We start from the raw sequence: 24,922 nt of genomic DNA, 5'->3' as shown, positions 1-24,922 counted from the left end.
GGCGGGGAGTCAGACCTCGTGGTTCTCGGAGGACATCATCCAGGCCTGCTTCTCCAGGTCGTGGATGATCTCGTGCAGCAGGTCGGCCGACGTCGGGTCGGCCGCGTCGACGTCGTCGTGCACCTCGCGCACGACCTCCGCGACCTGGGCGACGCGCTCGACGACGGCGTCCACGGTGTCGGTCACGGACACGAGGCCGGCGGGATAGGGCGAGAGGTCGGTCGACGTGGCCACCGTCTCGGAGCGTCCGTCGGGCACGGCCTGCAGGGCACGGAGCCGCTCGGCGACCGTGTCGCTGTGCTGCCGGGCGACGTCGACGAGCTCGTCGAGCTGCAGGTGCAGGTCGCGGAACCCGCGGCCGGTGACGTTCCAGTGCGCCTGCTTGCCCTGGACGTGCAGGTCGACGAGCGCCACGAGGACACGCTGCAGGTGCCGCGTGAGGGTCTCGGAGGCCTCGGCACGGTCCGTCGTGCGATGGATGGCGGGCGTGGTCATCGTGCTCCTCGCTCTCTCGGGGGTCACCCGGTCGCTTTTCTGGAACGATTCCAGAATAGGGCGCGTCGTGGGATCGCGCCAGCGGGCCGAGCCGAACCCTCGCCGTGCGTCAGGCCGTGGGCCCGCGAGTCAGGACTCCCTCGCGCGAATCAGTCCTGACTCGCGGACGGGGGGCCGGGGTGCCGGGGCCGGGGGCCCGGAGCCCGGGGCCAGGGGCCGGGGGAGCAGGTCGGGACGCGGCGAGGTCGCCGCACGGTGAGACGGGTCACTAGAATGGGTGTCTCGGAGGCGCACGATGTCGTGGTTCGCAGTGTTCCTGCTGACGACCGGATCGGTGGTCATCGGTCTGGCCGTGCGATCCTGGCTGCGCTCGGACGCCCACCACGACGCGGTGGCCCGCCGTCGTCGCCGCCGGGCGGGTCCCGACCCCCTGGTCACCCTCGCCATCCAGATCCGGCTCGGCCAGCTCGCGGAGGAGCTCCGCACCGTCACCGAGGATCCCGGGCTGTACGCGCGTGCCCACCACTGGCGGGCCGTCCAGGACGCCTACGACGCCATGCTGCGGGACGCCTGCCGCGTCGCCGGTCTCGCCGTGGTGGACGAACCGCTGCGTCCCGACGAGCGCGTCTCGGAGGACGAGCGGCTGCGCGAGGAGCTGGAGCTCAGCGCCCGCGGCTGGTCCTGGTAGCGACGCACCTCCTCAGACGGGTCGGCGCCTGAGGGACCAGCTGGTCCGGGGCGCCGACCCGTCGGGTGCCGGCCCCTGAGGGACCAGCCGGGATGACTCAGAAGGAGTCGATCGCGCTGTTGAGCGTCTTGGAGGGGCGCATCACGGCCGCGGCCTTGTCACCGTCGGGCCGGTAGTAGCCGCCGACGTCGGCCGGGTTGCCCTGCGCCGCGACCATCTCGTCGACGATCGTGGCCTCCTGGGCCGCGAGCTGCTCGGCGAGCGGGCCGAAGACCTCCGCCAGCGCGGGGTCCTCGGTCTGCTTCGCCAGCTCCTGCGCCCAGTAGAGGGCGAGGTAGAAGTGCGAGCCGCGGTTGTCGATCCCGCCGATGCGGCGCGAGGGGCCCTTGTCCTCGTGGAGGAACGTCTCGGTCGCGCGGTCCAGGGTGTCCGCCAGGACCCGGGCGCGGGGGTTGTCCTCGGCCTTGGCCAGGTGCTCGAAGGAGGCGGCCAGGGCGAAGAACTCCCCGAGGGAGTCCCAGCGCAGGTAGTTCTCGGCGAGCAGCTGCTGGACGTGCTTCGGGGCGGAGCCGCCGGCACCCGTCTCGAACAGCCCGCCACCGTTCATCAGCGGCACGATCGAGAGCATCTTGGCCGACGTGCCGACCTCGAGGATCGGGAACAGGTCCGTGTTGTAGTCGCGCAGCACGTTGCCGGTCACCGAGATGGTGTCCAGGCCCTCGCGCATGCGGTCCAGCGAGTACCGCGTGGCCTCGGCCGGGTTCATGACCAGGATCTCCAGGCCGTCCGTGTCGTGCTCCGGCAGGTACTGCTCGAGCTTCGCGATGAGGTTGGCGTCGTGGGCACGCGTCTCGTCCAGCCAGAACACCGCCGGGGCGCCGGACTCGCGGGCGCGACGCACGGCCAGCGCGACCCAGTCGCGGATCGGGGCGTCCTTGGTCTGGCACGCGCGCCAGATGTCGCCGGCCTCGACGTCGTGGGAGGTGAGCACGTCGCCGGCGGAGTTCACGACCTCGACGGTGCCGTCGGCGGGGATCTCGAAGGTCTTGTCGTGCGAGCCGTACTCCTCGGCCTTCTTCGCCATGAGGCCGACGTTCGGGACGGAGCCCATCGTGGCCGGGTCGAGGGCGCCCTTGGCCTTGCAGTCGTCGATGACGGCCTGGTACACGCCGGCGTACGAGGAGTCGGGGATGACGGCGAGCGTGTCGTGCTCGGCGCCGTCGGGCCCCCACATGTGGCCGCCGATGCGGATCATGGCGGGCATGGACGCGTCGATGATGACGTCGGAGGGCACGTGCAGGTTGGTGATGCCGCGGTCGGAGTCGACCATCGCCAGGGCCGGGCCGTCGGCCAGCCCCTTCTCGATGGACGCCTTGACCTCGGTGCCGTGCTCGAGCGAGTCCAGGCCCTTGAGGATGCCGCCGAGGCCGTCGCGCGAGGACAGGCCCGCGGCCTTGAGCTCGGCGCCGTACTTCTCGAAGACCTCCGGCAGGAACGCCTCGACGATGTGGCCGAAGATGATCGGGTCCGAGACCTTCATCATGGTGGCCTTGAGGTGGGCGGAGAACAGCACGTCCTCCGCCTTGGCCCGCTCGATCTGCTCGGCGAGGAAGGCGTGCAGCGCCTTGACCGACAGGAAGGTCGAGTCGACGACCTCGCCGGCCTCGACCGCCAGCCCCTCCTTGAGGACCTGCGTGCCCTCGGCGGTGCGCAGGCGGATGGTCAGCGTGTCCGCCGACGGGATGACGACGGACTGCTCGTTGGAGCGGAAGTCGTGGGCGCCCATCGTGGCGACCTCGGTCTTGGAGTCCGCGGTCCACTCGCCCATGCGGTGCGGGTGCGCCTTGGCGTAGTTCTTGACCGCCGAGGGGGCGCGCCGGTCGGAGTTGCCCTCGCGCAGCACGGGGTTCACCGCGGAGCCCTTGACCTTGTCGTACGCGGCGCGGGCCTCGCGCTCGGCGTCCGTGGCCGGCTCCTCCGGGTAGTCGGGGATCGCGAAGCCGGCCTCCTGGAGCTCGGCGATGGCGGCCTTGAGCTGCGGCACGGAGGCCGAGATGTTCGGCAGCTTGATGATGTTCGCCTCGGGCGTGGTGGCCATCTGGCCGAGCTCGGCCAGGGCGTCCTCGACCCGCTGGTCCTCGCCGAGGGTCTCGGGGAACTGGGCGAGGATGCGCCCGGCCAGGGAGATGTCGCGGGTCTCGACGTCGATCCCGGCCTTCGCCGCGAACGCCTGGACGATCGGGAGGAACGAGTAGGTGGCGAGCAGGGGCGCCTCGTCGGTGTACGTGTAGATGATCTTGCCGGCCGCAGGCCGGGACTCGGTGTTCATGCGCAGGTGCTCCTGGGGACGACGAGATGGTTTGATATCAAGATACTTTGCCGCCCGCGGCCGTGTCGAAACCACGCGGCGAGCGCCCGGGCGGCGGTGCGCGTGCGTTCCCATCGTGTCCGACGGCGCGGCTCCTGTCTCCCCGCGCGATCAGGCGCGGGCCCCACTACCGTCGTGACGTGCCCATCCGCCAGCTCCGGATCGCGTCCGCCACCCCCGAGGACGTCGGGAGTGCGCTGGCGACGCTGCGTGCCGAGATCGGGCTCCCGGCGATGTACCCGGCCGAGGCGCGGGCGGAGGCCGAGGCCGCCGCGCGGGGCGACCTGAAGGACTTCCGCCAGGACCGCCGGGACATCGGCTTCGTGACGATCGACCCGGCCGGGTCGAAGGACCTGGACCAGGCCGTCCACGTGGCCAGCTCGGGTCACGGCTACATCGTGCGGTACGCCGTCGCGGACACCGCGGCCTTCGTCTCGCCCGGCGGGGCGCTCGACACCGAGGTGCACCGGCGCGGGGTGACCTACTACGGCCCCGACACCCGCTCCCTGCTCTACCCCGCCGTGCTGTCCGAGGGTGCCGCGAGCCTGCTGCCGGAGGAGGACCGGCCGGTGGTGCTGTGGACCGTCTCCCTCGACTCCTCCGGGGAGATCGGCAGCGTCGCGGTGACGCGCGCGGTCGTCCGTTCCCGCGCCCGGCTGACCTACGGCGAGGCGCAGACGGCGCTCGACTCCGGCACCGCGCCGGAGTCACTGGTGCACCTGGCCGACGTCGGGCGGCTGCGGCAGCAGCGTGAGCGGGACCGCGGCGGGGTCTCGCTGGACGTGCCCGAGCAGGAGGTCGTGCAGCGTGCGGACGGGTCCTTCGACCTGGAGCTGCGCCGGACGCTGCCGGTCGAGTCGTGGAACGCCCAGATCTCCCTGCTGACGGGCATCGCGGCGGCCCGGCTGATGCGCGAGGCCGGTGTGGGTCTGCTGCGCACGCTGCCGCCCGCTCAGGAGCGGGACGTCCGGCGGCTGCGTCGCACGGCGGCCGCGCTCGGGATCGACTGGCCCGACGACGTCCCGTACGGCGAGCTGCTGTCCACGGTCGAGTCCCGCCGCGCCGCGCACGCGGCCTTCCTCACCGAGGCGACCACCCTCTTCCGGGGGGCCGGCTACCTGGCCTTCGGGGTCCCGGGGCCCGGCGGCGGGGCGCGGGTCGGGCTGCCGGACGACGCCCGCCACGCCGCCGTCGGGGCCGAGTACGCCCACGTCACGGCACCGCTGCGCCGCCTCGCGGACCGGTACGCGACGGAGGTCTGCCTCGCCCAGTCGGCCGGCCGGGACGTCCCCGGGTGGGTGCTGGAGGCGTTGCCGCACCTGCCGGGCACGATGGGTGCGGCCACGGCGCGCGAGGCCGCGTTCGAGCGGTCGTGCATCGACATCGTCGAGGCGGCGCTGCTCGCCCCGCGGGTGGGGCGCCGCTTCGAGGCCGTGGTGGTCGACGACGGCGGGGAGCCCCGCCCGGACGGCCTGCGGCGGGGCGAGGTGATGCTGCGGGACCCGGCGGTGCGGGCCCGGGTCCAGGGCACCGAGCTCCCGCTGGGCGAGCGGATCAAGGTCACCCTCGCCGAGGCGTCGGTGGCCGACCGCCGGGTGCTGTTCACCGCGCCCTGACCGTTCGGCCTAGGGTGTCGCCATGCCTGCGCGACGACGGACCGATCCGGCGACCGGACGTGCCGCCGTCGCGTCCTGGCTCGCCGGGGACGCCGACCGGCGCACCACGACGACGGCGGTGCGGTTCACCCTCGAGGAGCTGGCCGCCGTCGCGCCCGGCAACGCCGTCGAGGTCCGCGTGCCCCCGGCCGGTGCCGTCCAGGCCGTCCCGGGGCCCCGGCACACCCGCGGGACGCCGCCCAACGTCGTCGAGACCGACGTCGACACCTGGCTCGGCCTCGCCACGGGACGGAGCCGCTGGGCTGACGCGGCGGCCGCGGGCAGGGTCCGCGCCTCGGGGGAACGCGCCGACCTCAGCGCGTGGCTGCCGTTGCAGGCGGCGCGCGAGCGCTGACCGACACGGCCTGTCGCCGTGCTTTCGTCGGTGCCGACCGCTACTGTCGCGGCCACCCGCCCCCTGTCGGCATCACGCTCGTGACCTGCGGTTCAACTGGGGTTCACAGGATGCTGCTTCGCTGGGCGTCCTGTCATCCCTGCCCTGGAGGATCAGCGTGACCCGCACCTCAACAGCCAGACCCTCGCGCCGTACCGGGTACGCCGCGGTGCTGGCGGCCACCCTCGCCGTCCCGTCCGTCGCCGCGCTCCCCGCGGCCGCTGTGCCGTCCGTGGACGCGCCCGTCCTCATCGACGAGGTCTACGGCGGCGGCGGCAACAACGGCGGCGCCTACGACCGCGACTTCGTCGAGCTGTACAACCCCGGTGACGAGCCCGTCTCCCTGGACGGCTGGTCCGTGCAGTACGGCTCCGCCGGCGGGACCACCTGGTCCTCCCAGACGGACCTCACCGGTGAGATCCCGGCCGGAGGGTCCTTCCTCGTCGCCCAGGCGCCGGGCAACGACGACTCGCAGCCGGACCTGCCGACGCCGGACGTCGAGGGCGGCATCTTCATGTCCGGCTCCGGCGCCGAGGTGGCCCTGGTCCGCTCCACCGACCGTCTCGACTGCACCGGCAGCGCCTGCGCCGAGGTCACCGACCTCGTCGACCTGGTCGGCTGGGGCTCGGCGAACACGTTCCTCGGTGCGGGCCCCGCGCCCGGGACGTCCAACGCCGTGTCGGTCGCCCGCGTCGAGCACAAGAACACCGTGGACAACGCGGCGGACTTCATGACCGGTGAGCCCACCCCGCAGAACAGCGGGACGACGCCGGGCACCGACCCGGAGCCCGAGCCGGAGCCCGAGCTCGTGCCGATCGCCGAGATCCAGGGCACGGGGGACTCGTCCCCGCTCGACGGCCAGGACGTGACCACGCGCGGCGTCGTCACGGCGGCCTACCCGACCGGCGGCTTCAACGGGTTCATGCTGCAGACGGCCGGCACGGGCGGCGACCCCGCCGACGACGAGACGCCGGGCGCCTCGGACGCGGTGTTCGTCTACACCTGGGCGGGTGCCCAGGAGGTCGCCGTGGGCGACCACGTCGAGGTGACCGGTGAGGCCACCGAGTACTACGGCCTGACCGAGGTCTCCGCGGAGTCCTGGACCGTCCTCGACGAGCCGGCCGAGCCCGTCGAGCCGACGGTCACGGGGTGGCCCGCCACCGAGGAGGAGCGTGAGGCGCTGGAGAACATGCTCCTCGCGCCGTCCGGCGACTTCACGGTGACCGACACCTACCCGACCAACCGCTACGGCACGGTCGGCCTGGCCGCGGGCGACGGCCCGCTGGTGCAGCCCACCACCGCCGGCCGACCGGGGTCGGACGCGGCGGCCGAGCAGGCCGCCGACAACGCCGCCCGGGCCGTCCAGCTCGACGACGGTTCCTCGTGGGACTACAGCCGCGACTCGCGGACCGACGTCCCGCTGCCGTGGCTGAACGGCACCGACCCGGTGCGGGTGGGAGCGTCCGTGACGTTCACCGAGCCCGTCGTGCTCGACTACCGCTACAGCACCTGGTCCTTCCAGCCGCAGCAGCAGCTCAACGGTGACGACGCCGCGGGCGTCCAGCCGGCGACGTTCGAGAACACCCGCGAGTCCTCGCCGCAGGACGTGGGCGGTGACCTGCAGGTCGCGACGTTCAACGTGCTCAACTACTTCACGACCACCGGCGACCAGCTCGACGGCTGCTCCTTCTACACGGACCGTGAGGGCAACCCGATCACCGTGCGGTCCGGCTGCCTGGCCCGCGGGGCCGCCGACGCCGAGAACCTCGAGCGCCAGGAGACCAAGATCGTCGCGGCGATCAGCGGCCTCGGTGCCGACGTCGTGGCGCTCGAGGAGGTCGAGAACTCGGCCGCCTTCGGCAAGGACCGCGACCAGGCCCTGTCCGACCTGGTCGACGCGCTCAACGCGGCCGACGGCGCCGGCACCTGGGCGTTCGCCCCCTCGCCGGCCGAGCTGCCCGCGGACGAGGACGTCATCCGCAACGCGTTCATCTACCGCACGGCCGGTGCCGAGCCGGTGGGCGCGTCGCGGATCCTCACCGACGCCCCCGAGGCGTTCCAGAACGCCCGCGAGCCGCTGGCGCAGGTCTTCCAGCCCGCGGGCGGCAAGGACAAGGCCCCGGTGGACGACGTCGTGGTCATCACGAACCACTTCAAGTCCAAGGGGTCGCTCGGTCCGTGGCCGGGTGACGTCGACGCCGGCGACGGGCAGGGACGCAACAACGAGTCCCGCGTGCGGCAGGCGACGGCGTTGGTGGACTTCGCCGACGAGGTCGCGTCCGACGCCCGGACCGACCGCGTGCTGCTCGTGGGTGACTTCAACGCCTACGAGCAGGAGGACCCGATCATGGTCCTCGCCGATGCCGGCTACACGGACCTCGGGCCGACGACCGGCAAGTACACGTACAACTACGACGGTCAGGTCGGGTCGCTGGACCACGTGCTCGCCTCGGAGGGGGCCCTCGAGGACCTCGCCGGTGCGGACATCTGGAACATCAACGCGTACGAGCCGGTCGCGAACGAGTACAGCCGGTACAACAACAACGTGACCATCCTGTACGACGAGTCGCCGTTCCGGTCCTCCGACCACGACCCGCTGCTGGTGGGGCTGGACCTGGTGCCGGGTGCCCCGGCCTGGGCCGAGGACCGTGTCGCCGAGGCGCGCGGCACCCACGGCGGCTGACCTGCCGGTGAGCCGACCGGCGGCCCGGGCGGGCGCGTCCCTCACGACGCGCCCGCCCGGGCCGCCGGGTTCGCCACCGGGTGCTGTCGTCGGGGGCGATAGGCTCGTCGGGTGAGCAGCACCTCTCCCGAGCAGCCCGCCGACACCCCCGACGCCGTCGAGGAGACCCGGCCGGACCAGGGCGTGACGTCCGGCGGCGCCGTCGCCGACGACGACGCGGAGGACCACCTGCTCGTCGACCCCACCCGGGTCCGCCGGGCTCCGCGCTACCGCGCGTTCTTCACCGTCGGCGCGATCGTGGGCCTCGTGGTCGGCGTCGTCGCCGGCACCTGGCTCACGAGCGTCGCGGTCGACGAGGAGATCCTCCTGCTCAAGCCGGGCGTCTTCGTCTCCGTCTTCACGCTGGGCACGACGACCCTCTTCGTGCTCCTCGCGGGGGGTCTCGCGGTGCTCGCCGACCGGCGCAGCCTGCGACGTCGCTGACGGTCGGGCCGCGGCCGTCCCGGGGGACGACCGCGGCGGCGATCCCCGGACACGTGTGTGGGATACTCGACACATGCCCTTGCGCCCCGACGGCCGCCTGAACCACGACCTCTTGCCCGGCGAGAAGGGCCCGCAGGACGCCTGCGGGGTCTTCGGTGTCTGGGCCCCCGGTGAAGAGGTCGCGAAGCTCACCTACTTCGGCCTGTACGCCCTGCAGCACCGGGGGCAGGAGTCCGCCGGGATCGCCACCAGCAACGGTGAGCAGATCCTGGTCTACAAGGACATGGGCCTGGTCTCCCAGGTCTTCGACGAGACCGCGCTCAACGCGCTGGCCGGGCACATCGCCGTCGGCCACTGCCGGTACTCGACCACGGGCGGCGTCACCTGGGAGAACGCGCAGCCGACCCTCGGCGCGACCGCGGCCGGGACCGTCGCCCTCGGGCACAACGGCAACCTGACCAACACCGCCGAGCTGGTCGACCTCGTGGCCGAGCGGTACGGCGCCCAGCGCCGGGGCGAGCTGGCCCGCGGCAACACGACCGACACCGCGCTCATCACGGCGCTCCTGGCCGGCGACGAGGACCACACCCTGGAGCAGACGGCGCTCGAGGTGCTGCCGCGGCTGCGGGGCGCCTTCTCGCTGGTGTTCATGGACGAGCACGCCCTCTACGCGGCCCGCGACCCGCAGGGCGTCCGGCCGCTCGTGCTGGGCCGCACGCAGCGGGGCTGGGTGGTCGCCTCCGAGACCCCCGCCCTGGACATCGTGGGCGCCTCCTTCGTGCGGGAGGTCGAGCCCGGCGAGCTGATCTGCATCGACGACGACGGTCTGCGGTCCACCCGGTTCGCCCCGGTCGAGCGCGCCGGCTGCGTGTTCGAGTACGTGTACCTGGCCCGCCCGGACAACACCATCCAGGGCCGACCGGTGCACGCCGCCCGGGTCGAGATGGGACGCGTGCTCGCGCGCGAGCACCCCGTGGACGCCGACCTGGTCATGCCCGTGCCCGAGTCGGGCACGCCCGCCGCGACGGGGTACGCGGCCGAGTCCGGGATCCCGTTCGGTCAGGGGCTGACGAAGAACGCCTACGTCGGCCGGACCTTCATCCAGCCGTCGGACACCCTGCGCCAGCTCGGCATCCGCCTGAAGCTCAACCCGCTGCGGGAGGTCATCCGCGGCAAGCGCCTCGTCGTCGTCGACGACTCGATCGTGCGGGGGAACACCCAGCGCGCGCTGATCCGGATGCTCCGTGAGGCCGGTGCCGCCGAGGTGCACGTGCGGATCTCGTCCCCGCCGGTGAAGTGGCCGTGCTTCTACGGCATCGACTTCGCCTCCCGTGCCGAGCTCATCGCCAACGGCCTGACGCCGAGCGAGATCGGGCAGTCGCTCGGGGCGGACTCCCTGGGCTACATCTCGACCGAGGGCATGATCGCCGCGACGGAGCAGCCCGCCTCGCGGCTGTGCGCGGCGTGCTTCACCGGGGAGTACCCGATCGAGCTGCCCGAGGAGGACCGGCTCGGCAAGCACCTGCTCGAGCAGTCCGAGCTGCCGCTCGGCGCCCCGGAGGACGGGCTGTCCCAGCTCTCCGTCGGTGTGGGCGGCCAGTCGGCGCTCGAGCACCCGTGACCCGGCGACCCCGCCACCGTCCGACCAGGAGTCTGAAGAACACGTGACCGAACGCCTCACCTATGCCGCCGCCGGCGTCGACACCGAAGCCGGTGACCGGGCCGTCGAGCTGATGAAGGACGCCGTCCGCCGCACCCAGGGGCCCGAGGTGCTCGGTGGTGTCGGGGGGTTCGCGGGTCTGTACGACGCATCGGCGCTGACGCGCTACCGCAAGCCGTTGCTGGCGACCTCGACGGACGGCGTCGGCACGAAGGTCGCCATCGCCCAGGCCCTGGACGTCCACGACACGATCGGCTTCGACCTCGTGGGCATGGTCGTCGACGACATCGTCGTGGTGGGTGCCGAGCCGCTGTTCATGACCGACTACATCGCGACCGGCAAGGTCGTCCCCGACCGGGTGGCCGACATCGTCCGCGGGATCGCCCGCGCCTGCGAGGTCGCCGGGACCGCCCTGGTCGGCGGGGAGACCGCGGAGCACCCCGGGCTGCTCGCCGCCGACGAGTACGACGTGGCGGGCGCGGCCACCGGTGTGGTCGAGGCCGACGACGTGCTCGGACCGGACCGGGTGCGGGCCGGGGACGTGCTGATCGGCATGGCATCCAGCGGTGTCCACTCCAACGGCTACTCGCTGGTGCGTGCCGTGATCCGGCACGCCGGCTGGGAGCTGGACCGGCACGTCGAGGAGTTCGGCCGGACGCTGGGGGAGGAGCTGCTGGAGCCGACGCGCGTCTACGCCGCCGACTGCCTGGCGCTCGCCCGCGACGAGGCCGCGCAGGTGCACGCTTTCACGCACGTCACCGGCGGCGGACTGGCGGCGAACCTGGCACGGGTGCTGCCGGTGGGCACGGTCGCCACGGTCGACCGGTCCAGCTGGGAGGTGCCCGCGGTCTTCCGCACGGTGCGCGACCTGGGCGACGTGCCGCGGGGCGACCTGGAGAACACGCTCAACCTCGGTGTCGGCATGGTGGCGGTCGTCGCGGCGGACGGCGCCGACGCCGCCCTCAGGCTGCTGCAGGAGCGGGGGGTGCACGCCTGGACCCTGGGCACGGTCGCCGACCTCGACCCCGCGGACGCCGGCGACGACCTCGTCGCGGGAACGAAGGGAGTCCGGGCGGGCGCGGTGCGGCTCGTCGGCGACTACCGCTGAGCGGCGGCGCCGTCCGGCCCCAGGTGCACGAGAGGCCGGACGGTGCTCACCGTCCGGCCCTTCGGTCATCGTCCGAGACGCTCCGAGTGCCGTCGAGCGTCAGTATCGTCGGTCGTCGTCCCAGTCCGCGTCGTTGTCGTAGGCGGAGTCCGCGGCGCTTCCCCACCGGTCGTCGGTGACGACGTCGGTCTGGGAGGCCTTCAGCTCCTGCTCCAGCGCGTGGTAATTCGTCTCAGGGCTGTAGTACTTCAGCGCGCGAGCAACTTTGGTCTGCTTAGCCTTCTGACGGCCGCGGCCCATGGCTCCGACCCCCTCAACGTAGGAGCGGGGCGGCGACGTCCCAGACGCGCGGCCCCGAGAGAAGATTTCGTCTGTTCAGGTTCCAACGGTACATGGTGCTCAGGCATTCCCTCCACTCGATCCGCCATTCCGATGGTGTCGTGTCCTGGGTGGACGTCACGCCGGGGCCGCGTCGTGACGTATGTCACGTGGCGATCGGGGTGTGGCCAGGTGTCCGGCACGGGGGACGTCGCGGACAGCCCGGACCAGCGGTGCGAGGCGGGCTCGACGGTTCAAGTCGCCTCAATCCCACTTTCTGCCCACAATGGCAAGACACGGCCGTCGAGCTGTCCGGGCGCCGTCCGGACCGGTCGCATGCCAGGAGGTGCAGGGGATGTCGTTCCACGGTGACTCCGAGGTCCTGTTGACGCCCGCCGAGGTGGCCAGCCTGTTCCGTGTCGACCCGAAGACGGTCACGAGGTGGGCCAAGGCCGGCAAGCTCTCGTCGATCCGCACGCTGGGTGGCCATCGCCGCTACAAGGAGTCCGAGGTCCGGGCGCTGCTCGGTGCCGCGTCGGACGCCGCCGAGGCCGAGGCCGCGGCGAACGCGGGCGGCACGCCCGACAGCGCGGGCGACCAGAACAAGTAGGGCGCACCAGCCGCGCGGGCGCCCGACGAGGGAGCCCGGACGGCCGGCGCGCCGGCGTCGCTCAGCGTCGAGCGACCGCCCGGACGACGAGTGCGGTCAGGGCTGCCGCGCCCAGGGCCGCCGCACCCAGGAGGATCTTGACGTTGCGCGACCGGGGTGCGTCGTCGGGCAGACCGGTCCCGTCGAACAGGCCCCGCGCGTCCGTCGCGGCCTGCCTCGTGCCGTGCGCCAGCCGTGACGCCTGGTGGGCGGGGGAGAGGCGCGTGGTCAGCGCGTCGAGGGCGTCACCCAGCTCGCGGCGGGCGTCGACGACGTCGGCCTGGAGCTCCTCACGGCTCCGTGCCGGCACGCCGTTCTGCATCGCCGGGTCGGTCGTGGACTGCTGACTCACCGCTTCATCCCCTCCTTGACGGTGCTGACGTCCTCCTTGACCCGGTCGATCGTCTCGGGCCGGGTGCTCGCCTGCTTGAGCTGAGCGGCACCGATGCCCACGAGCAGTCCGGCGAACAGCACGAGCGCCACACCGACCACCAGGGCGGACAGCCACAGGGGCCAGGCCTCGGCGAGACCGAGGATCGCGGACCAGATCAGGACGCCGACCGCGTAGAGCACCACGACGAGCGCCACGGCGATCAGACCGGCACCGATGCCGGACCGCTTCGCCTTCTCCGCCGCCTCCGCCTTCGCGAGCGCGATCTCGGCCCGCACCAGGCGGGTGGCCTGCTCCGAGATCTTCTCCACGAGCCGGCCCACGCTCGGGGGCCGCTCGGCGGGCGGAGTCCGCCCGTCGTCCCAGTCCGTCATCGACAGTTCCCCTCCTCGACGCGTTCGTGGGTACCACTCAACCTGTCCTGGCCGGTCCAGGCAATTCCAACGGCCCGGCGCGTCGTCGCGCCGCACCTCCGGGGACGACGACGGGACCCCCCCGAACGCGATGTCCGAGGGGTCTTGGTGGGGTGGCTCCGACCGGCGTCGACCCGGTGCGCCGGCCGGAGGCCGACGGCGCGGTCGGGACTGAGGGTCGCGTCGTCAGTCGGTGGCGCGACCGGCTGCGGTGGCGGCCTCGATCTCGACCAGTCGGCCGGTGCGGACGTCGTACACGAGCCCGTGGACGGGGATCCGGCCCGGTACGAGCGGGCTGTTCCTGATGCGCACGACGTCGTCGACGACGGCCTGGGCCTGGTCGGAGATCGTGAGCCAGTCGACGTCTGCGCCGGCGCTCGTGCCGGGACCCTCCCCGACGTCGCGGAAGCCGTCGGGCCCGAGCTCGGCGGTCTCGAGGCTTTGCGCCAGCAGCCCGCTCATCACCTCGTCGGTGAAGAACTCCATGCCGCAGTCCGTGTGGTGGATCACGAAGAACTCGCGCGTGCCGAGCAGCTTGTACGAGATCACCAAGGAGCGGATGGCGTCGTCGGAAGCCCGCCCGCCGGCGTTGCGGATGACGTGGGCGTCGCCCTCGGCGAGGCCCGCGTACTTCGCAGGATCGAGCCGGGCGTCCATGCAGGTGAGGATGGCGAAGCCGCGCGCGGGCGGCAGCGCCAGCTCGGACCGCGCGCCGAAGTCGGCGGCGTAGGACCGGTTCGCGTCGAGAATCTCGTCGAGCACAGACATGGTGTCCTCCGGTGCGGCGGGGTCGGGATCGGTGCGACGCTCGTCCACCAGGCTATGTCGTGGCGGGGGTCGATCGCCGCACGAGGGGCGACTACGACGAGGCCGGAAGCAGGCCGGGCGTTCGGTCCAGGACGAGTGCTCGACGGCCGCAACACAAGACCCCCCGGACCTGAGGTCCGGGGGGTCTTGTTGGGGGTGGCTCCGACCGGCGTCGATCCGGTGACCTTTCGATTTTCAGTCGAACGCTCTACCAACTGAGCTACAGAGCCAGGACACGAAAGCCCGGGCGCCGTTGCCGACGTTCCGGGCGCTCATGCGCGACCCTGACGGGACTTGAACCCGCGACCTCCGCCGTGACAGGGCGGCGCGCTAACCAACTGCGCTACAGGGCCATGATCGGGATGATCTCCCGATCGAGGTGCTCGTTTCGAGCCGAGAAGAAGCGTACCCCATGCTGGCCCGGATCTGAAAATCGGATCCTGACCAGGAGAAACACTCCTGATGCCGGTGCCGGACGTGGCCCAGGCCACGCCGACAGCCGACCCGTGCGGACGCCGGGGCGCCTGCTGAGTACCCCCAACGGGATTCGAACCCGTGCTACCGCCGTGAAAGGGCGGGGTCCTAGGCCGCTAGACGATGGGGGCCGGCCGGGGACAGCATACCGGTCACCCGCCGACCGGGTCGCCTCCGCCCGTGGGGGAGGATGGACCGGTGGTGGAGATGTCGCGCGAGGAGTTCGAGGCCGCCGTCTCCGAGGGCCTCGACCAGGTCCCGGAACAGCTGACCCGTCTGATGGACAACGTCGTGGTGCTGGTCGAGGACGACGCCCCGGCGGACGACCCCGATCTCCTCGGGCTGTACGAAGGGGTGCCGCTCACCGAACGGGACCAGGGCTGGGCCGCCGGCTCGCTGCCGGACCGCATCACGATCTACCGGCACCCGACCCTGGCGATCTGCTCCTCGCCGGACGAGGTCGCCGAGGAGGTCGCCGTCACCGTGGTGCACGAGATCGCCCACCACTTCGGGATCGACGACGACCGCCTGCACGAGCTCGGCTGGGGCTGACCGCGGTCAGCCGATCGGCTTGTACTCCCAGTGCCAGGCCTCCGGCTTGCGTCCGTCGGCCCGGGCCCACGCGGGGTTGTCCCAGCCGAACTCCGGGGCGTGCTTGCGCATCCAGGTGTACTCGGCGGTGCCGAAGGACTCGACGCCGTCCCCGAGGTCGACGGCCACGCCCCAGCCGTGGTTCGAGTAGCCCGGCACGGCCGCCATGTAACCCTTGCTCGCGCGGGTGGCGACCTGCGAGGAGTACGACCGGTAGGAGTCGTTGACCGACAGGTTCCGGCCGAACTTGGCGCGGTAGGCGACGTTGAGCCGCTCGAGCTGCGCCGCGGCGTCGGCGCGCAGGGTCTCGCCCCTGGCGAAGGAGAGGTTCTTCAGCTTGCCGCCGGGGATCTTGCCGTTGGCGAACCCGTCGAGGGAGTCCGCGTGCCGGGAGATCTTCTTCGCGGCCTTCTCGGCCTTGGTCGCCTGCTCCTTCGCGACCTCGCGCGGCGTCGGCGGGGCCGCCTCGACGTCGACAGCCGAGGTCTGCGCACGGTCCAGCAGCTTCGTGAGCTCCTGGGCTGCCGTCGTCAGCGACTTCTCGGTGGCCTTCGTCGTCGCCGAGCCCTGGTCGGCCGCCGACAACGGGGCGCGCTCGGCGGCACGGGAGGCGCCGGCCTCCGAGCGCGTCTCGAGCATCGCGGACAGCTTCTCCGCGCGGCGCTCGATCCGGCGCTCCTGCTTGCGCGGCAGGGACTCGGTCTGCTGGACGACGGTCTCGGCCCGGTGCAGGGCGGCCGTCGCGGTGAGGGTGGCGCTGTCGTCGGAGGTGACGACGGACGCGGTCGGGTCGTCCGACGGCGCGGTGCTCGGGGCTTCGCGCGTCTGCGCGGGGGTGCCCGTCTCGGCGCCGGCGATGCCGGGGGTGACGGCGGTCGCGACGGCGGCCGTCAGGGCCAGGCCGGCCATGGCGCCGCCGACGGCGGTGCGGGGGCTGCGCGTCGCGCCGATCCGGTGCCGGGGCGCGACGTGGCTGCCGGTCCGGCGCCAGGGCAGGGTCAAGCGAGGTGCGATCACGGGGATGTCCTTGGAAGTACTCGGGGTCCGGGTTTCGGGCCGCAGACCATCGTGGTGCCTCGATGTGACAGCACTCTGCCGAGGAGGGGACGATCGGTCGAGAGTCTCGCGGGCGAAGTGCGCCGCGTCGGTGAAGAGGGGGCGAAAGCCGCATCCCGCACCCGATGGCGGTGGTGGTCCGCATCCTGAACGGAAGCGTCCCGGTCAGGCATCCCGGTTTCGCCCCGGGGCACCGCACCACGAACACTACGGGCATGACGCCCACACCCGTGACCGTGTCGATCCACCGTATCGTCAGCCCCGAACGAGTGCCCGAGGTGACCGCCTGGGTCCAGGCGGGTGTCCGGCTCGCCAACCGGTGGCCCGGGTTCCTGGGCTCCGGGTGGATCCGCGCCGCCGAGGGGTCGACGGACTGGATCATGCTCTACCGGTTCGCCGACGCCGAACGTCTCGAGGCCTGGGAGACCTCCGCCGATCGCCGGAACTGGCTCGCGGAGGGTGAGGGGCTCGTCACCGAGCACGCCGTCACGAAGCGGACCGGCATCGAGGGATGGTTCGACCCGCCCCTGCGCCAGGACGAGCCGTCCGGCCCACCGCTGCTGCCGGCTCCGCCCCGGTGGAAGCAGTCGATCGCGATCTGGCTCGGGTTCTTCCCCGTCAACCTGACGTTCACCGCTCTGGTGGCTTGGCTGGTCCCCGCCTTCGACGGGTTGCCGCTGGTGCTCCAGGTGCTCGTCACGACGCTGATCCTCACCCCGATCATGTCGTTCTGGGTGCTGCCCTGGGTGACCGGCCGGCTCCGCACCTGGCTGCACCGGCCCCCACGCCGACGGTTCGCCCCGACCACGTCCTGACCCGCCGACGGCTGCGCACGATCCGCCTGGCGTCCTTAGGCTGATCCTCATGTTCCTGGACGGTGATGGCGGAGGAATCGACGAGGAGACGGTCGACCAGACGGTCGAGGCGACGGTCTCCCTGACCGTGACCCTGGCCTGGGCCGGGGCCGCGCTGGTGGTGGCGTACCTCCTGGTGACCGTGGTGTCGGCGCTGATCCGGCGCCTGGCCCGGCGTCGGCCGCTGCTGCGCGACATGGCGACCCGGCTCCGCAAGCCCTTGCGCGCGCTGCTCATGACCGTCGCCGTGTGGGTCGCGGTCACCGTGTCGGCGGACCGGGACCAGGCCTGGTACGGCGTGGTCCAGCACACGCTGGTCATCACCGCGATCCTGGCCGGGGCCTGGTTGGTCGGCGCCATGGCGTTCGTCGTGGAGGACCGCACCCTGGCCCGGCTCGCCGGCAGCCACGACGACCGGCACAAACGCCGCGTGGAGACCCAGATCTCCATCGTGCGGCGGTTCACCGTCGCGGTCGTCGTCGTGTTCGCGATCGCCGCCGTACTGCTCACGTTCCCGCAGATGCGCACCGCGGGTGCCTCGATCCTGGCCTCGGCCGGTGTGCTCTCGCTGGTCGCCGGCCTCGCCGCGCAGTCGAGCCTGGCGAACACCTTCGCCGGTATGCAGATCGCGTTCACCGACGCGATCCGCGTGGACGACGTCGTGGTGCTCGAGGGCGAGTTCGGCCGGATCGAGGAGATCACCCTGACCTACGTCGTCGTCCACGTGTGGGACGACCGGCGCATCATCCTGCCCAGCACCTACTTCACGACGACGCCTTTCGAGAACTGGACGCGGCGGGCCGCCGACCTGCTCGGCACCGTGGAGTTCGACGTCGACTTCCGCGTCCCGCTGGCGGCGATGCGGGCCGAGCTGGAGCGGATCCTGCGCGCCTCGTCCCTGTGGGACGAGCGGCTCGGCATCCTCGAGGTGACCTCCGCCACGTCGGGGTACGTCCGCGTCCGTGCCCTGGTCAGCGCCCAGGACTCGCCGACCCTGTGGGACCTGCGGTGCACCGTGCGCGAGGGCTTGGTGTCCTGGCTGCAGCGCGAGGCTCCGTACGCCATCCCGCGGACCCGCTTCGAGGAGGCCGACCACGTGCTGCCGGCCGTCGAGGACAACGCAGCCCCGAGCGAGGACACGACGCAGCCGGAGCCCGATGACACCGCGGCCCTCTCGCCCGGGGCCGAGCAGGACGAGGACGACGGCCTCATCGTCGTCCCGGGTCGCACGGCGACCTCCGGGCCCCGCCGGACCTCCGTCCGCGAGCGGGGTCTGCTCCGCCGGCTGCGCGACCGTCGCTGGGAGGAGCCGGCGCCGACGCCAGGTGCCGCGGCCGACGCGACGATGGTGCTCGACAGCGTCGACCGTCCGGGGCTGTACAGCGGCAGCGAGTCGGCCGAGGAGCGGTCGCGGACCTTCAACGGTCCGGGGCAGGACGTCATCGAGGAGCGCGAGGAGAACGCCGAGCGCCGGCTGACGGGGGAGATCGCGATCGACGACGACAGCAGCGGCACGCCCGACGACCCGCGGGTCGCCGCGGACGGCACCTCCGAGGACGGCGCCGCCGCGGAGTCCGACGACCCCGCCGACGACGAGGCGCACCGCCGGATGCGTCGGTCCGGGCTGTCCCGGGACTCCGGGGAGGGCGGCCCGGTCGAGGGCGGTGACGGCGGCTAGCCGGCGACCGAGCCCGCCCCGCGCCGCGCCCGCCCGCTGAGCCATCCGCGCAGCTCGCCGGGCCGGTCGGTCACCACGCCGTCGACGCCGGCGTCGAGCAGGAGCTCCCACTCCCGGGACGAGTTGGCGGTCCAGGGCATGACCCGGCGGCCCGCCGCCTGCGCCCGTGGGACGAGCGCCGGATCGGTCAGCACCGACGCCACGGCGGGGTTGACGGTCACGACGTCGAGCTCGGCGGCGGCGTCCAGGAGGTCGGCCGGCACCTCCTCGCAGAGCAGCCCACGGGGCAGGTGCGGTGCGGCCTCCCGCAGCGCCGCCACCGTCCCGCGGTGGAACCCCTGGACGATGCAGCGCCCCGCCAGCCCGACGGCATCGATCGCGGACGTCGTCGGGGCGACCTGCTCCGTCGTCCAGGGGCCCTTGTACTCGCACAGGAGGTCCATGCCGGGCCGGGCGGCCAGGAACGCCAGGACGTCCTGCAGGAGCGGGATGCGCTGCCCGGCGAACGCCGACGAGAACGGGCCCCCGGCGTCGAGGCCCTGGAGGGTGTGGACGTCGAGGTCGGCGACGGCGCCGGAACCGTCGGTCACCCGGTCGACGACCGGGTCGTGGATGACGACGGGGACGCCGTCGGCGCTGAGCCGCACGTCGAGCTCCAGGGCCGGGGCGCCGGCACGCCACGCCGCGTCGAAGGCGGCGAACGTGTTCTGCGGCGCCACGGCCGAGTAGCCGCGGTGGGCGACGACGACGGGACGGTCGGGGTCCGGGCGGTCGGGCAGCAGCGTGGTCACGACGACCATCCTGCGCCGTGCCGGCCCCGGCGTCACCCCGCGTGCGTCGCACCGGGCCGAGGGGCTCCGCCGCGCGAGCGCACGGGACGCTGTCTAGCGTGGTCAGCGTCCGTACCGCGCACCCGGCGGCGCCGCGGCTGCAGCACGACCCAGGGAGGGTTCCCATGTCCGCTCCAGGTCCCGTCACCCGTCCCGGCAGCGTCACGTTCGTCGTGGTGCTGACCTGGCTGGTCGCCATCGCCTCGGTCGTCGGCGGGGTGCTCATGCTGCTCGCCACCGACGAGGTGCTCGCCGATGCCGGCATCGGCGCGAGCGAGGCCCCCGTCTACGCCTGGGTCGAGATCGCCCTGGGCCTCGTCGTCGCCCTGGTCGCGGTCGGCCTCGGCAACGGGAACCGCTTCTCGCGGTTCCTGGTCACCCTGCTGATGGCGCTGCGCGTGGTGCTCTCCCTCTGGGTCGTCATCGTCTGGGGGGAGTACGCAGGGTTCTGGTCCGCGCTCCTGTCCGGGCTGTTCGCCCTCCTGATCATCGTGATGCTCTGGAACGCCCGGGCGAACGCGTTCTTCCGCGCCACCTGAGCGTTCCAGAGCTCACGTCAGCCCACCTGGAGGACCCGCATCATCTCGTGGTCCTCGTGCGACAGGATGTGGCAGTGCCAGACGTACCGGCCGCTCTTGGTGAAGTCGGCCTTGATCCTCACCATCTGCCCGGTCGGCGGAGCACCGTCGGGATCCCCGGGCAACGCGGTGACCATGTCCTTCGGGGCGTTCTCGAAGTACTCGCTCCCCACCGACGCCGGCGTGAGGTTGCGGATGTTCGAGATCTCCGGTGCGTCCCCGGTGGTGCCGTTGTGCTGGGTCGTCGTCTGGGTCCCGGTGATGTCGTACTCGAAGTCCTGCCGGTCGAGGATCTCGAAGTTGACGAGGTGCAGGTGGATCGGGTGCGCGTCGGCCGTGAAGTTGTAGACCTCCCAGATCTCCGTGTCGCCCGCCGTCGGGGTCTCCGTCGGGGGCTGGAACCAGGTGTACGCCGTCGCGACGTTGGTCCCGCTGATGTCGTTCGCCACGGTCCCCAGCAGCGGCTGGAGCCGGCCGAACTCGTCGGTCCCCTCGAACAGGGCGACACGTCGTGTCCTGTCCTCGGGCCCGACGCCCCCGTAGCCGGACAGGTTGTTCGGGTCGAAGTCGTCCGGGACGTCCGACAGCTGGACGACGACGTCGAACGCCATGATCCGGTCGGTCTGCCGGTCCACGAAGGTGTCGTCGGGATCGAGATCGTCCCCGAAGGCTCCGCCGAAGGGTGCGTCGCCGCCGAGGTTCTTCAGGATCACCCGGCTGCCCGCCGGCACCTGGGAGAAGTCGACGACCACGTCGTAGCGCCCGCCCGGCTCGATGACGAGCGTGTCGGTCTGCGCGGGTGTGCCGAGCCCCTGGTCGGAGCCGATCACCCAGAACGGCACGGGCGTTCCCGAGCTCGGGTCGGTCGCCCCGGCGTTCACGGCGACGAACTGTGTGACGAGGAAGCGTGAGTCGCAGCCGTTGAGCAGGTGCATCCGGTAGTTCCGCGGCTCGACGTCCGCCTTGGGCCAGATCTTGCCGTTGACGACCATGTGGTCGCCGAAGAACTCGGCGAGCGCGGTGGGACCGCCCCCGGGGAACAGCGCGGGATCCAGGACGATGCCCTGTTCGGTGATGAACTCGGCGTAGAACGGGTCGCCGGGGAAGGCCGGGTAGAACAGCGCTCCACGGTCGGTGAACATCCGGTCCTGGATCGCGTAGGCGAGCTCGTAGGGGAACGCCGGAAGGCCCAGCGGGTTGTCGGCCGTCCCGGTGTCGACCTCGTCCCGGACGAAGTAGAAGCCGGCCAGACCCGCGTACACGTTGAGCCGCGTGATGCCCAGCGTGTGGTCGTGGTACCAGAGGTTCCCGGCGGGGACGGCGTTGTCGTAGCGGAACGTGTTGGTGAACCCGCCGTCCACGAAGTCCCACTGCGGCCCGGTGACGAGCCCCTGGCGTCCGTAGAAGAACTCCGGGTTGCCGTCGTACTGGAAGTCCGTGTTGCCCCCGTGCAGGTGGGTGATCATCGGGACGCCGTTCTTCCTGATGCTGTACTGCCGGTAGTCCACGCCGTTCGCCGAGCCGGCATCGTGCAGCGAGTAGGCCCAGTGCAGGTTCTCGTCGACCGGCAGCAGGTGCCGGTTCGGGAGCTCGTTCTCCCAACGCACGGTCGTCTCGTCCGCTCCGCCGGCTGACGCGCTGGTGACCTGGAAGGTCTGTCCCGGCCACGAGACGGTGCTGTCGCCGTAGCCCCAGACCGGGGTCGTGAGGCGGCGCCCGTTCTTCGGTTCGATGAGCCCGGTCTGCTGGACGGTCTGTCGGGCCCGGAGTCTGAAGTTCGGCCGCGAGGCCGGCCCGCCTCTCTCGTTGAGGTCCTTGAAGAGGAATCCCGGATCCAGTGCGTTCGGCACCAGCTCGGTGAACTTCGGTTGCAGCGCCGGGTCGCTCAGCCCGGCGGTGAGCGGTGCCGCGAACGCCGCGTATCTCGAGGGTGCGGCGGTCGGGAGCACCGGGACGCTGCTCAGCGCCACGGCGCCGGCGCCGGCACCGGCAATTCTCAGGAAATCTCGCCTGCTCAGCTCCATGATCGTGCCTTCGTCATCAAGGTTCGGGGCGCAGGGCAGCTGTGGCGTCGCGAACGTGACCGGAACCCTGGGCGACACCGTCGTCGGTGTCGCGCGATGCGCCCCCTCCCCCTCGAAGGTCGCTGCCTCTACGAGAAATCGTTCGCCCGGCCCCGAGGACCGTCAAGGTGCCAAAAGTCCCGAACCTCGGTGGTCGGCCGGAAATCACCCGGTCCCGCCCCGGAGGGTTCGGGCGAAACGGGGGACCTGACCGACAAGGCGACCGAAGGATCGGATCGACGCGTCGCGGCCCCGACGTCCTGCGGGCCGCGGCGCACCGGAGCAGGGGGACCGCCCGCGCTATCGACCGTCGTTCCTGCGGTCCTCGAGCGTCTCCCGTGCCCGGCGGTACTCCTCGTCGGTGATCTCCCCGCGGGCGAAGCGCATCTCCAGGACCTCGGTGGGCGTGGGGGGTGCCGCGCCGTCGTCGCGCCGGCCGCTGCGGGTCAGGGCGACCACGCCCCAGACGATCAGTCCCAGGACCACGACCCAGACGACGACCCAGACGAGCATCATCCACCCGCCGGCCCCGCCCATGCCCCAGCCGTCTCCCATGTGGCCCCAGCCGGTCCCGCCGTCGTCGGCGACCAGGGTGCCCGGTGCGATGCCGATCACGATGCCTCCCTCCGCTGTCCGGCCGGCCCCCGCTGGTACCGACTCCTTCGAGGATGTCGCGGCAGACCGGCGGACCGATCTCCGGCCGGTGAAGAAACGATCAAGACGCCGGCCGCGGGTCGTGCGCGGGCAGCCGGACGACGAACCGTGCTCCGTCGGCAGGACCCTGCGGGCCGCTCGCCTCGAGCCGGCCACCGAGCTCGACCACGACGGCCCGGGCGATGGTGAGGCCGAGCCCGCTGCCCGACCCGTCGGCGGTGCGCGAGGGGTCACCGCGGTGGAACCGCTCGAAGATCGCCTCGAGCTGTTCGGCGGGGACGCCCGGCCCGGTGTCCGTCACGGTCACCGTGACCTGGTCGTCGCCCCGGGTCACGCCCACGTCGACCCTCCCGCCGGGCGGCGTGTGGCGCACGGCGTTGTCCAGCAGGTTCCCCAGCACCTGCCCGATCCGGTCACGGTCGGCGAGCACCTCGGCCGTCGGTACCTGCGGGGGCACCAGCGCCACGGTGATGCCGGCGGCCGCTGCTCGTGGCTCCACGAGTGCGACGGCGGAGGCGGCGGACTCGACCATGTCCAACGGCTCGCGACGCAGGTCGAGCGCGTGCTCCTGGGCGGCCGCGACCTCGCGCACGTCGCTGCTGAGGCGACGCAGCCGGTCGACCTGCTGCTGGGCGGTGTCCCACGACTCGTCGGTCAGCGGGACGACACCGTCCTGCATCCCCTGCAGATAGGCCTCGAGCGTGGCCAACGGCGTCCGCAGCTCGTGGGCGAGGTCGGCGAGCAGGCGGGCGCGGCCGCTGTCGACGTCGGCCAGCCGCCGCGCCATCTGCTCGAAGGAGTCCGACAGCTGCCGCATCTCGGAGCTGAACGCCGCGACGGGGACCGGCACTTCGCCGCGTCCCGTCGCGATGGCGTCCGCCGAGTCGGCGAGCTGCTCGATCGGGCGGACCAGACGTCGCACCAGCACCCACGAGACCAGGCCGGCGGCCGCGAGCGCCATCAGGGCTCCGACCGGCAGGGCGATGCCGAGGGCGTCCGTGAACGCGGACCGGACATGGCCGAGCGTCTCCTCGTCCGGGGCTCCGGCGCGGGCGAGGTGGTCGGAGAACAGCCCCGGGGCGACGAGGAAGGCGGTCCCCAGCAGCGTGACCGCCCCGGCGGTGATCACCAGGAGCTGCGCCAGCATCAGACGCACGGCCAGGCCGTCCCGGATCCGGCGTCGCGGCCCGCGCGCCCGGGCGGTGCTCACCGCGAGACCGCCCCGTAGCCGACGCCGCGAACGGTACGGATGTAGCGGGGCACGGCGGGATCGTCACCGAGCTTCCGGCGCAGATGCCCGACGTGGACGTCGACGACGTGCTCGTCGCCGAACCAGCCCGGCCCCCACACCGCCTCCATCAGCTGCTCGCGGCTGAACGCCGTGCGCGGTCGTGCCGCCATGGTGGCCAGCAGGTCGAACTCGGTGCGGGTCAGGTCGACCTCCCGGCCGTCGACGGTGACCTGCCTCGACTCGGGGTCGACCGTCACGTCCCCCAGGGCGAGCACGCGGGTCGCGGCCGCCCGGTCGGGAGCCGCGGAGCGTGGTCGGCGCAGCATCGCCTGCACCCGCGCGACCAGCTCGCGCGGGGAGAACGGCTTGACCACGTAGTCGTCGGCGCCGACCGACAGACCGACGACCTTGTCCGTCTCCTCGTCGCGGGCCGTGAGCATCACGACGTACGCGTCGCTGAAGGTGCGCACCCGGCGGCAGACCTCGATGCCGTCGAATCCCGGCAGCATGATGTCCAGCATGATCAGGTCCGGTGCGTGGGTGCGGGCCGCCTCGACCGCGGCCGGGCCGTCATGGGTGACGAGAACGTCGAACTGCTCCCGGCGCAGATAGCCGGCGATCACGTCGGCCAGCGCGCGTTCGTCCTCGACGACCAGTGCCCGGACCCGGTCCGCCATCGCCACTCTCCTTCGTCGTCCCCCTCGATGCTAGGACCCGGCGGCACCCCGGGCGGGGTCCGGACGGTCCTCGGTAGGCCGCCTTGATGGAACCTTCATCGAACTCGCGGCGTTCTCTCCTCCT

General features: G+C 72.4%; 24 protein-coding genes and 3 tRNA genes. 12 read left to right on the top strand and 15 right to left on the bottom strand.

All coding sequences use genetic code 11. The features are described from left to right. Window positions 1–9 precede the first annotated feature (9 nt). Complete coding sequence (locus Q6349_RS02510; RefSeq protein ID WP_369810796.1) at window positions 10–495, bottom strand: Dps family protein; 486 nt, start codon at window positions 493–495, stop codon at window positions 10–12. Window positions 496–790: 295 nt separating this feature from the next. On the opposite strand from Q6349_RS02510, the gene Q6349_RS02505 reads away from it, so the two are divergent. Further along, on the top strand, window positions 791–1,183 hold the full coding sequence (locus Q6349_RS02505) for a hypothetical protein (protein WP_304602709.1): 393 nt from the start codon (window positions 791–793) through the stop codon (window positions 1,181–1,183). A 97-nt stretch (window positions 1,184–1,280) separates the two neighbouring features. On the opposite strand, the gene Q6349_RS02500 is transcribed toward Q6349_RS02505, so the two are convergent. Continuing rightward, the gene (locus Q6349_RS02500; protein ID WP_304602708.1) at window positions 1,281–3,512 is read right to left on the bottom strand and encodes an NADP-dependent isocitrate dehydrogenase; all 2,232 of its coding nucleotides are present in this window, start codon (window positions 3,510–3,512) and stop codon (window positions 1,281–1,283) included. Window positions 3,513–3,691: 179 nt separating this feature from the next. On the opposite strand from Q6349_RS02500, the gene Q6349_RS02495 reads away from it, so the two are divergent. The 6 genes from Q6349_RS02495 (at window position 3,692) to purM (ending at window position 11,534) form a co-directional block, all read left to right on the top strand. Then, window positions 3,692–5,167, top strand: a complete 1,476-nt coding sequence (locus Q6349_RS02495) for an RNB domain-containing ribonuclease (RefSeq protein ID WP_304602707.1) — start codon at window positions 3,692–3,694, stop codon at window positions 5,165–5,167. A 22-nt stretch (window positions 5,168–5,189) separates the two neighbouring features. Further along, a complete protein-coding gene (locus tag Q6349_RS02490; protein ID WP_171246548.1) occupies window positions 5,190–5,561 on the top strand; it encodes a sterol carrier family protein in 372 nt (123 codons plus the stop codon). A 157-nt stretch (window positions 5,562–5,718) separates the two neighbouring features. Beyond that, window positions 5,719–8,283 (top strand): ExeM/NucH family extracellular endonuclease, encoded by a 2,565-nt coding sequence (locus tag Q6349_RS02485; RefSeq protein WP_304602706.1) that lies wholly within the window; start codon window positions 5,719–5,721, stop codon window positions 8,281–8,283. Between the two features lie 111 nt (window positions 8,284–8,394). Further along, window positions 8,395–8,766, top strand: a complete 372-nt coding sequence (locus Q6349_RS02480) for a hypothetical protein (RefSeq protein ID WP_171246546.1) — start codon at window positions 8,395–8,397, stop codon at window positions 8,764–8,766. A gap of 73 nt (window positions 8,767–8,839) precedes the next feature. After that, window positions 8,840–10,387 (top strand): amidophosphoribosyltransferase, encoded by a 1,548-nt coding sequence (purF, locus tag Q6349_RS02475; protein ID WP_171246545.1) that lies wholly within the window; start codon window positions 8,840–8,842, stop codon window positions 10,385–10,387. Between the two features lie 43 nt (window positions 10,388–10,430). Beyond that, window positions 10,431–11,534, top strand: a complete 1,104-nt coding sequence (gene purM / locus Q6349_RS02470) for a phosphoribosylformylglycinamidine cyclo-ligase (protein ID WP_304602705.1) — start codon at window positions 10,431–10,433, stop codon at window positions 11,532–11,534. A 99-nt stretch (window positions 11,535–11,633) separates the two neighbouring features. On the opposite strand, the gene Q6349_RS02465 is transcribed toward purM, so the two are convergent. Continuing rightward, a complete protein-coding gene (locus Q6349_RS02465; protein ID WP_304602704.1) occupies window positions 11,634–11,834 on the bottom strand; it encodes a DUF3073 domain-containing protein in 201 nt (66 codons plus the stop codon). A 373-nt stretch (window positions 11,835–12,207) separates the two neighbouring features. Here Q6349_RS02465 and Q6349_RS02460 point away from each other — a divergent pair, with 373 nt between their 5' ends. Continuing rightward, window positions 12,208–12,462 (top strand): BldC family transcriptional regulator, encoded by a 255-nt coding sequence (locus Q6349_RS02460; protein WP_171246542.1) that lies wholly within the window; start codon window positions 12,208–12,210, stop codon window positions 12,460–12,462. 61 nt (window positions 12,463–12,523) lie between these two features. Here the strand turns inward: Q6349_RS02460 and Q6349_RS02455 are convergent, their stop codons facing one another. The 6 genes from Q6349_RS02455 to Q6349_RS02430 all read right to left on the bottom strand — a co-directional run bounded on the left by Q6349_RS02455 (window position 12,524) and on the right by Q6349_RS02430 (window position 14,717). Next, window positions 12,524–12,853 (bottom strand): DUF3618 domain-containing protein, encoded by a 330-nt coding sequence (locus Q6349_RS02455; RefSeq protein WP_304602703.1) that lies wholly within the window; start codon window positions 12,851–12,853, stop codon window positions 12,524–12,526. Continuing rightward, complete coding sequence (locus Q6349_RS02450) at window positions 12,850–13,266, bottom strand: phage holin family protein (RefSeq protein WP_171246541.1); 417 nt, start codon at window positions 13,264–13,266, stop codon at window positions 12,850–12,852. Before Q6349_RS02450 ends, Q6349_RS02455 begins: the two co-directional genes overlap by 4 nt. Before the next feature lie 225 nt (window positions 13,267–13,491). Continuing rightward, entirely contained in the window at window positions 13,492–14,073 is a 582-nt protein-coding gene (locus Q6349_RS02445; protein WP_304602702.1) for a carbonic anhydrase, read from the bottom strand. A gap of 196 nt (window positions 14,074–14,269) precedes the next feature. Beyond that, a tRNA-Phe gene (locus tag Q6349_RS02440) sits at window positions 14,270–14,342 on the bottom strand. A gap of 49 nt (window positions 14,343–14,391) precedes the next feature. Then, window positions 14,392–14,465, bottom strand: a tRNA-Asp gene (locus Q6349_RS02435). Window positions 14,466–14,644: 179 nt separating this feature from the next. Then, window positions 14,645–14,717, bottom strand: a tRNA-Glu gene (locus Q6349_RS02430). Window positions 14,718–14,793: 76 nt separating this feature from the next. On the opposite strand from Q6349_RS02430, the gene Q6349_RS02425 reads away from it, so the two are divergent. Then, a complete protein-coding gene (locus Q6349_RS02425; RefSeq protein WP_304603087.1) occupies window positions 14,794–15,138 on the top strand; it encodes a metallopeptidase family protein in 345 nt (114 codons plus the stop codon). A gap of 6 nt (window positions 15,139–15,144) precedes the next feature. Here Q6349_RS02425 and Q6349_RS02420 read toward each other — a convergent pair whose 3' ends face one another. Then, on the bottom strand, window positions 15,145–16,194 hold the full coding sequence (locus tag Q6349_RS02420) for a M15 family metallopeptidase (protein ID WP_304602701.1): 1,050 nt from the start codon (window positions 16,192–16,194) through the stop codon (window positions 15,145–15,147). A gap of 254 nt (window positions 16,195–16,448) precedes the next feature. On the opposite strand from Q6349_RS02420, the gene Q6349_RS02415 reads away from it, so the two are divergent. Next, entirely contained in the window at window positions 16,449–17,048 is a 600-nt protein-coding gene (locus Q6349_RS02415; protein WP_304602700.1) for an antibiotic biosynthesis monooxygenase, read from the top strand. Window positions 17,049–17,097: 49 nt separating this feature from the next. Further along, entirely contained in the window at window positions 17,098–18,765 is a 1,668-nt protein-coding gene (locus tag Q6349_RS02410; RefSeq protein ID WP_304602699.1) for a mechanosensitive ion channel family protein, read from the top strand. On the opposite strand, the gene Q6349_RS02405 is transcribed toward Q6349_RS02410, so the two are convergent. Further along, window positions 18,762–19,565: a glycerophosphodiester phosphodiesterase gene (locus Q6349_RS02405; protein WP_370375593.1), complete on the bottom strand. Its 804-nt coding sequence runs from the start codon at window positions 19,563–19,565 to the stop codon at window positions 18,762–18,764. The genes Q6349_RS02410 and Q6349_RS02405 overlap by 4 nt on opposite strands. Window positions 19,566–19,720: 155 nt before the next feature. Between Q6349_RS02405 and Q6349_RS02400 the strand changes: the two genes are divergently transcribed. Continuing rightward, complete coding sequence (locus tag Q6349_RS02400) at window positions 19,721–20,134, top strand: hypothetical protein (protein WP_304602697.1); 414 nt, start codon at window positions 19,721–19,723, stop codon at window positions 20,132–20,134. A gap of 17 nt (window positions 20,135–20,151) precedes the next feature. Here the strand turns inward: Q6349_RS02400 and Q6349_RS02395 are convergent, their stop codons facing one another. The 4 genes from Q6349_RS02395 to Q6349_RS02380 all read right to left on the bottom strand — a co-directional run bounded on the left by Q6349_RS02395 (window position 20,152) and on the right by Q6349_RS02380 (window position 24,798). Continuing rightward, window positions 20,152–22,197: a multicopper oxidase family protein gene (locus Q6349_RS02395; RefSeq protein ID WP_304602696.1), complete on the bottom strand. Its 2,046-nt coding sequence runs from the start codon at window positions 22,195–22,197 to the stop codon at window positions 20,152–20,154. A gap of 339 nt (window positions 22,198–22,536) precedes the next feature. Then, a complete protein-coding gene (locus tag Q6349_RS02390) occupies window positions 22,537–22,851 on the bottom strand; it encodes an SHOCT domain-containing protein (RefSeq protein WP_304602695.1) in 315 nt (104 codons plus the stop codon). A 100-nt stretch (window positions 22,852–22,951) separates the two neighbouring features. Continuing rightward, window positions 22,952–24,100 carry a cell wall metabolism sensor histidine kinase WalK gene (locus Q6349_RS02385; protein ID WP_304602694.1) on the bottom strand — a complete coding sequence of 383 codons (1,149 nt, stop codon included), beginning with the start codon at window positions 24,098–24,100 and terminating at the stop codon, window positions 22,952–22,954. Continuing rightward, on the bottom strand, window positions 24,097–24,798 hold the full coding sequence (locus tag Q6349_RS02380) for a response regulator transcription factor (RefSeq protein WP_304602693.1): 702 nt from the start codon (window positions 24,796–24,798) through the stop codon (window positions 24,097–24,099). Before Q6349_RS02380 ends, Q6349_RS02385 begins: the two co-directional genes overlap by 4 nt. Window positions 24,799–24,922 lie beyond the last annotated feature (124 nt).

Source organism: Isoptericola sp. 178 (genome assembly GCF_030586525.1).
Lineage (GTDB): Bacteria > Actinomycetota > Actinomycetes > Actinomycetales > Cellulomonadaceae > Isoptericola > Isoptericola sediminis.
This window is presented reverse-complemented; position numbering and strand designations above follow the sequence as displayed.